The 7,716-nt window shown below is 60.5% G+C and carries 4 protein-coding genes and 2 pseudogenes; 5 read left to right on the plus strand and 1 reads right to left on the minus strand.

Features of this window, described 5'->3' with window-relative positions:
* The first annotated feature begins 325 nt into the window (after positions 1–325).
* The 5 genes and pseudogenes from AC1DH9_RS02055 (at position 326) to AC1DH9_RS02075 (ending at position 7,008) form a co-directional block, all read left to right on the plus strand.
* A pseudogene (locus AC1DH9_RS02055) lies at positions 326–1,872 on the plus strand (glucan biosynthesis protein G).
* Positions 1,865–4,435: a glucans biosynthesis glucosyltransferase MdoH gene (gene mdoH, locus AC1DH9_RS02060; protein WP_477807727.1), complete on the plus strand. Its 2,571-nt coding sequence runs from the start codon at positions 1,865–1,867 to the stop codon at positions 4,433–4,435. The pseudogene AC1DH9_RS02055 and the gene mdoH overlap by 8 nt, the downstream one beginning before the upstream one ends.
* Positions 4,436–4,532: 97 nt before the next feature.
* Positions 4,533–5,156: pseudogene (locus AC1DH9_RS02065) on the plus strand (transporter substrate-binding domain-containing protein); the annotation flags it as partial.
* Between the two features lie 165 nt (positions 5,157–5,321).
* On the plus strand, positions 5,322–6,281 hold the full coding sequence (locus AC1DH9_RS02070; protein WP_054595200.1) for an amino acid ABC transporter permease: 960 nt from the start codon (positions 5,322–5,324) through the stop codon (positions 6,279–6,281).
* The gene (locus tag AC1DH9_RS02075; protein WP_427537682.1) at positions 6,274–7,008 is read left to right on the plus strand and encodes an amino acid ABC transporter ATP-binding protein; all 735 of its coding nucleotides are present in this window, start codon (positions 6,274–6,276) and stop codon (positions 7,006–7,008) included. Before AC1DH9_RS02070 ends, AC1DH9_RS02075 begins: the two co-directional genes overlap by 8 nt.
* A 158-nt stretch (positions 7,009–7,166) precedes the next feature.
* Here the strand turns inward: AC1DH9_RS02075 and AC1DH9_RS02080 are convergent.
* Positions 7,167–7,716: methyl-accepting chemotaxis protein (locus tag AC1DH9_RS02080; protein WP_477807728.1), on the minus strand; the 550-nt coding region annotated here is incomplete at its 5' end.

A 7,716-nucleotide genomic window follows, 5' to 3' on the forward strand; every position in this document is an offset into this window, starting at 1 on the left:
TGCGTTGTAACGCGGCCTACTAGATAATCCCGCGCTACGGGGATCAGCGTTCGTTGGCCCATTTTTGACTTAGGTAGAGACTTGTCCGCGACCGTTTGGGGAATCATTTAGCCCCATCGGAGTCGGAACAATGCTCGCCAACCTGGCATATAGATAGCTGGCCGTTGGTTTTTTGATCTGTTTTCGGCGAGGGTTGCTCGTGATTGTTAGTCCCTGTAATGCACCAAAATTGTCTGCCAAACGGTTACGAAACGCACTGGTGACGGGCTCTGCTTTGCTTTGCCTGCTCAGCGCTGGCCAGCTTTGGGCATTCAATCTGGATGATGTGTCGGCCAAGGCAAAAGAGCTGGCCGGGCAAAAATACGAAGCCCCGCGCAGCAATCTGCCGAACGAATTCCGTGAGATGAAATTCGCGGATTATCAGAAAATTCGTTTCCTGACCGAAAAAGCCGAATGGGCCGACCAGAAAACCCCGTTCAAGCTGTCGTTCTATCACCAGGGCATGCACTTCGACACGCCGGTGAAGATCAACGAAATCACCGCCAACAACGTTGAAGAGATCAAGTACGACCCAAGTCGTTTCGATTTCGGCGACGTGAAGTTCGATCCTAAATCCACCGAAAAGCTGGGTTATGCCGGCTTCCGTGTGCTGTACCCGATCAACAAGGCCGACAAGCAAGACGAAATCATGACCATGCTCGGCGCGAGTTACTTCCGCGTCGTCGGCAAAGGCCACACCTATGGCCTGTCCGCCCGTGGCCTGGCGATCGACACTGCGTTGCCGTCCGGTGAAGAGTTTCCGCGCTTTACCGAGTTCTGGATCGAGCAACCCAAGCCGACCGACAAGCACCTGGTGATCTACGCCCTGCTGGACTCGCCGCGTGCCACCGGCGCCTACCGCCTGACCCTGCGTCCGGGCAGCGACACCATTGTCGACGTCAAGGCGCAGATGTTCCTGCGTGACAAGGTCAGCAAACTGGGCATCGCGCCACTGACCAGCATGTTCCTGTTCGGCGCCAACCAGCCGTCGAAAGTGCTCAACTACCGTCGCGAACTGCACGACTCCAGCGGCCTGTCGATCCATGCCGGTAACGGCGAGTGGATCTGGCGCCCGTTGAACAACCCGAAACACCTGGCCGTCAGCAACTTTTCGGTTGAGAACCCGCGTGGTTTCGGCCTGCTGCAACGTGGCCGTGACTTCAGCCACTACGAAGACCTCGATGACCGCTACGACAAGCGCCCAAGCGCCTGGATCGAGCCACAGGGCGACTGGGGCAAAGGTACTGTCGACCTCGTAGAGATCCCGACTGCCGACGAAACCAACGACAACATCGTTGCCTTCTGGAGCCCGGAAAAACTGCCTGAGCCTGGTCAGCCGCTGGACTTCGCCTATCGTCTGCACTGGACCATCGACGAAGCTGCCTTGCATTCGGCGGACAGCCGTCCCTCAAGGCACTGCCGGAAGATGCACCGGTTCACAGCCAGGTCAGTGTTGGCGACAACGCCGAAGTGGTCGAGAACAGCGTGCGCTACAACCCTGAAACCCAGGGCTGGCGTTTGACCCTGCGCATGAAGATCAAGGACCCAAGCAAATCCACCGAGATGCGTGCTGCGCTGGTCAAGGAAATCGCCTCCCCTGAGCCGGCCAAGGCCTCGGTGCCATACGCCAATTCTTCCATTGCCAAGGCCGACAAGATCGCCGCCAAGCAACTCGAGAAGAAAGAAAAGGAATCCAAGGACGCGAAAGACAAAGACGCCAAGCAGCCTGCCGCTGCCGAAGCAGCCCCTGCCACACCTCCTGCCCCGGATGCAGCCAAGACTGAACAAGTGCTGACCGAGACCTGGAGCTACCAGTTGCCAGCCGATGAGTAATTCCCAAGCACAGCCAGAAACTCTCAACGAGTATCTGGCACATTTGCCAATGACCGATGAGCAGCGCGCAGAACTTGCGGGCTGCACATCTTTCAGCGAACTGCATGAGCGCCTGTCGTCGCCGACCTTCGACGCACCGGGCGAAGCGAACCAGGCTTCGGTCGGTCGCCGGCTGACCCTCAACTCCGCCGAGGAGCTGGAAGAAGCCGAGATGTTGGCGCTCGACGCCGCCGGTCGTGTGTGCCTGAAGGCAACCCCGCCGATTCGTCGGACCAAGGTCGTGCCCGAGCCATGGCGTACCAATATCCTGGTGCGTGGCTGGCGTCGCCTGACCGGTCGCACCAATCCTCCGGCACCACCGAAGGATGAGCGCGTGCTGCCGGCGGCTCGCTGGCGCACTGTCGGTTCGATCCGCCGCTACATCCTGCTGGTGTTGATGCTGGGCCAGACCATCGTCGCGGGCTGGTACATGAAAGGCATCATGCCGTACCAGGGCTGGTCGTTCGTCGACCTCAACGAAGTCCTGCACCAACCGCTGCTCCAGACTGCCACGCAAGTGCTGCCCTATGCCTTGCAAACCAGCATCCTGATTCTGTTCGGGATTCTGTTCTGCTGGGTATCGGCCGGTTTCTGGACGGCACTGATGGGCTTCCTCGAGTTGCTCACCGGGCACGACAAGTACCGTATTTCCGGCGCCAGCGCTGGCAACGAGCCGATTCCCAAGGACGCTCGCACTGCATTGGTGATGCCGATCTGCAACGAAGACGTACCGCGGGTGTTCGCCGGTTTGCGTGCGACCTTCGAGTCGGTCGCCGCCACCGGTGACCTGGATCGCTTCGACTTCTTTGTCCTCAGTGACAGTAACGACACCGATATCTGCGTTGCCGAGCAGCAAGCCTGGCTGGATGTCTGCCGCGAAGCCAAGGGCTTTGGCAGGATTTTCTATCGCCGCCGTCGCCGTCGTGTGAAACGCAAGAGCGGCAACCTCGACGACTTCTGCCGTCGTTGGGGCGGTGATTACAAATACATGGTCGTACTCGATGCCGACAGCGTGATGAGCGGTGAATGCCTGACCAGTCTGGTGCGCTTGATGGAAGCCACGCCGGACGCCGGGATCATTCAGACCGCGCCACGTGCCTCGGGCATGGACACGCTGTATGCGCGCATGCAGCAGTTCGCCACGCGGGTATACGGTCCGCTGTTTACCGCCGGCCTGCACTTCTGGCAGTTGGGCGAATCCCACTACTGGGGCCACAACGCGATCATCCGCATGAAGCCGTTCATCGAGCACTGCGCCCTGGCGCCGTTGCCCGGTAAAGGCGCATTCGCGGGGGCGATCCTTTCCCACGACTTCGTTGAAGCGGCGCTGATGCGCCGTGCCGGCTGGGGCGTGTGGATCGCTTACGACCTGCCCGGCAGCTACGAAGAACTGCCGCCGAACCTGCTCGACGAACTCAAGCGTGACCGTCGCTGGTGCCACGGCAACCTGATGAACTTCCGGCTGTTCCTGGTCAAGGGCATGCACCCGGTGCACCGCGCGGTGTTCCTGACCGGCGTGATGTCGTACCTGTCGGCGCCGCTGTGGTTCTTCTTCCTGGTGCTGTCGACGGCGCTGCTGGCGGTCAACACGCTGATGGAGCCGCAGTACTTCATGGAGCCACGACAGCTGTATCCGCTGTGGCCACAATGGCACCCGGACAAGGCTGTTGCGCTGTTCTCGACAACCATCGTGCTGCTGTTCCTGCCGAAGTTGCTGAGCATCATCCTGATCTGGGCCAAGGGCGCGAAAGAGTTCGGCGGCAAGTTCAAGGTGACCCTGTCGATGCTGCTGGAGATGTTGTTCTCCATGCTGCTGGCGCCAGTGCGGATGATCTTCCACACCCGTTTCGTACTCGCCGCGTTCCTCGGCTGGGCAGCGACCTGGAACTCGCCACAACGTGACGACGACTCCACACCGTGGAGCGAAGCGGTGCGCCGCCATGGTCCGCAAACCTTGCTGGGCTTTTTCTGGGCTTTGCTGGTGGTCTGGCTGAACCCGAGTTTCCTCTGGTGGCTGGTACCGATCGTCGGTTCGTTGATGCTGTCGATCCCGGTGTCGGTGATCTCCAGCCGCGTGAAGCTGGGCCTCAAGTCCCGCGACGAAAGCCTGTTCCTGATCCCTGAGGAATACGCACCGCCGCAAGCCTTGCTGGCAACCGATCAGTACACCCACGAAAACCGTTGGCACGCACTGAACGACGGCTTCATCCGCGCCGTGGTCGATCCGCAGCAGAATGCCCTGGCATGCGCGCTGGCGACGTCGCGTCACGGTCAGGCCGAACCGATCGAGTGGCTGCGTATCGAACGGGTTCGCCATGCGCTGAAAGCCGGCCCTGCCGGATTGAACAACCATGAACGCCTGCAATTGCTGAGCGATCCGGTGGCACTGGGTCGCCTGCATGAGCAGGTCYGGAGCGAAGGTCACGCCGAGTGGCTGGGTGCCTGGCGAGCGTCGGTGAAAGCCGATCCTCATGCACCGCTGTTACCGCTCAGACCGCTGAGCGCACAGGCACAACCGGCCTGATGAAAAAGCCCCGCTACCGAGCGGGGCTTTTTTTTGCGTGAGTGATCAGCAAACAACAAATCCCCTTCTGCCCCCTTGTGCAAACGGACGAGTGCTCGAAGTCGACATCCTCAAAGCCATGGCCAAGGCCATGGGCGTCAAGCTGGAGATGGTCTCCACCGGCTACGACGGGATCATCCCGGCCCTGATGACCGACAAGTTCGACATGATCGGCAGCGGCATGACCCTGACCCAGGAACGCAACTTGCGCCTGAATTTCAGCGAACCATTCATCGTGGTCGGTCAGACATTGCTGATCCGCAAGGAACTGGAAGGCACCATCACCTCCTACAAAGACCTGAACACCGCGGACTACCGCATCACCTCCAAGCTCGGCACCACCGGCGAAATGGTCGCGAAGAAGCTGATCTCGAAAGCCAAGTACCACGGCTACGACAACGAGCAGGAAGCCGTGCTCGACGTGGTCAACGGCAAGGCTGACGCCTTCATCTATGACGCGCCCTACAACGTCGTGGCAGTGAACAAGGTCGGCAACGGCAAACTGGTGTTCCTCGACAAGCCGTTCACCTACGAGCCACTGGCGTTCGGTCTGAAGAAGGGTGACTACGACAGTATCAACTTCATCAACAACTTCCTGCACCAGATCCACGAAGACGGCACCTACGATCGCATCCATGACAAGTGGTTCAAAGACTCCGGCTGGCTCAAGGACATGGAATAAGGCTGATTGCGGCGGGGTGTCAATGACACCGCGCCGCTCCAATCGCGAGCAGGCTCGCTCCCACAATTGACTGCGTATTTATTGACGACTCGGTCCAATGTGGGAGCGAGCCTGCTCGCGATGGCAGTTTTCCTGGCAACACAGAATTCGGAACTCTCAAAGCTAATGAAACAGAAAAAAGCCCAATGGCCCTGGCACGTACTGACCGTGCTGGTGCTGATCGGCATGGCTGGCGCCTTGTACTACGCCACCTCGCTGATGTCTTACGAATGGCGCTGGAACCGCGTGCCGCAGTATTTCGCCTATCAGGCCGAAGAGACCCAGCGTGCCGCTGACATTTCCACCGTCAGCGAGCTGGTGCGCACTGGCGGCAAGGCCGAAGTGACCCTGCGCAATGACGCCGGGGTCGAACAACTGCTGAGCGTTGATGACAACAGCCTGCAAGTGGCCCGTGGCGACGACGTGGCGGAAGGCGATGTGGTTGGCGTGACCCGGCATTGGGCGGCAGGACCGCTGTTGTGGGGCCTGTGGACAACGTTGTGGCTGTCGCTGGTGTCGGGCGTGCTCGGGCTGCTGATCGGCCTGGCGACTGGCCTCTGCCGGCTGTCGAACAACCCGACCCTGCGCGACCTGTCGACCGTCTACATCGAACTGGTGCGCGGCACGCCGCTGCTGGTGCAGATCTTTATCTTCTACTTCTTCATCGGTACGGTGCTCAACCTGTCCCGCGAATTTGCCGGGATCGCCGCACTGTCGCTGTTCACCGGTGCCTATGTGGCCGAGATCATTCGTTCCGGCGTGCAGTCGATTGCCCGTGGGCAGAACGAAGCTGCCCGTTCGCTGGGATTGAGCGCTGGCCAGTCGATGCGCCACGTGGTGTTGCCGCAAGCGTTCAAGCGCGTGCTGCCACCGTTGGCCGGGCAATTCATCAGTCTGGTCAAGGACACCTCGCTGGTGTCGGTCATCGCTATTACCGAGCTGCTCAAGAGTGGCCGTGAAGTCATCACCACCTCGTTCTCGCCGTTCGAAATCCTGTTTTGCGTGGCGGGCCTGTACCTGTTGATCAACCTGCCGCTGTCGAAAATCGCCAGCCGGCTTGAGCGGAGGCTCGCGCAAAGTGATTGAAGTCCGCGATCTGGTAAAAGTCTTCGACACCCGCGGCCTAGTGGTCCGTGCGGTCGACAACGTCACCACCCAAGTGGCCAAGGGCGAAGTGCTGGTGGTGATCGGCCCGTCCGGTTCCGGCAAGTCGACCTTTCTGCGCTGCCTGAATGGCCTGGAAGCATTCGACTCGGGCTCGGTGAGCATCGACGGTCTGCAACTGGCGGACCCGAAAACCGACGTCAACGCTTACCGCCGCGAAGTCGGGATGGTGTTCCAGCACTTCAATCTGTTCCCGCACATGACCGTGCTGGAAAACCTCTGCCTGGCGCAGAAAGTCGTGCGCAAGCGCGGCAAGCAGGAGCGCGAGGCCAAGGCCCTGGCCTTGCTGGAAAAGGTCGGCATCGCGCAGAAGGCCCACGAGTTTCCGTCGCGGCTCTCTGGCGGTCAGCAACAGCGGGTAGCGATTGCCCGGGCGCTGGCCATGGAACCTAAAGTGATGTTGTTCGATGAGCCGACGTCGGCGCTGGACCCGGAAATGGTCGGCGAAGTACTGGACGTGATGAAGACCCTGGCTGTGGAAGGCATGACCATGGTCTGCGTGACCCACGAAATGGGCTTTGCGCGGGAAGTTGCGGATCGGGTGCTGTTCTTCGATCACGGCAAACTGCTGGAAGACGCCTCGCCGGCCGAGTTCTTCGATGCGCCGAAGGACCCGCGGGCGCAGGCGTTTTTGCGGCAGGTTCTATAACCTCGTCGCCTGTCAGACCGCTATCGCGAGCAGGCTCGCTCCCACATTGGTCCTGTGTGAAGCACAAATAGTGCACACACCGAAAAGCCACTGTGGGAGCGAGCCTGCTCGCGATGGCATCACCTCGGTCCCAAGCCAACCGAGGCATCTGCATCACTTCAAACCCTGAACTTGCCCACCAGCATCTGCAGATGGGTGCCCAGCCGTGCCAGTTCGACGCTGGAGGCCGCGGTCTCTTCGCTGGCGGCCGAGGTCTGGTCGGAAACGTCCCGCACGTTCAGCACGCTGCGGTTGATTTCCTCGGCCACGGCGCTCTGTTGTTCGGCGGCTGCGGCGATCTGCTGGTTCATCGCCTGAATCGCCGAGACCGTGCGAGTGATAGTGGACAGCGAACCGCCAGCGCGACGAGTCAGCTCCACGCTGCTGTCGGTGAGGCTACGGCTGTTGTCCATGATGGTGGCGACCTGCTGAGTACCGCTTTGCAGGCCGGCAATCAGCTCTTCGATCTCTTCGGTGGATTTCTGGGTGCGTTGCGCCAGGCTGCGCACTTCGTCGGCGACCACGGCAAAACCACGTCCGGCCTCTCCGGCCCGTGCTGCCTCGATAGCGGCGTTGAGGGCCAACAGGTTGGTTTGTTGGGCCACGGACTTGATCACGTCCAGCACGCTGCCGATCTTGTCGCTCTCACGCTTGAGATGCCCCATGGCT

The sequence above is a fragment of the Pseudomonas sp. 05T35 genome (genome assembly GCF_056396605.1).

What these genes read in the sequence shown, in the direction of transcription:
- AC1DH9_RS02070 (WP_054595200.1), top strand. Translation starts at nt 5,322, where the DNA reads ATGAAACAGAAAAAAGCCCAATGGCCCTGGCACGTACTGACCGTGCTG.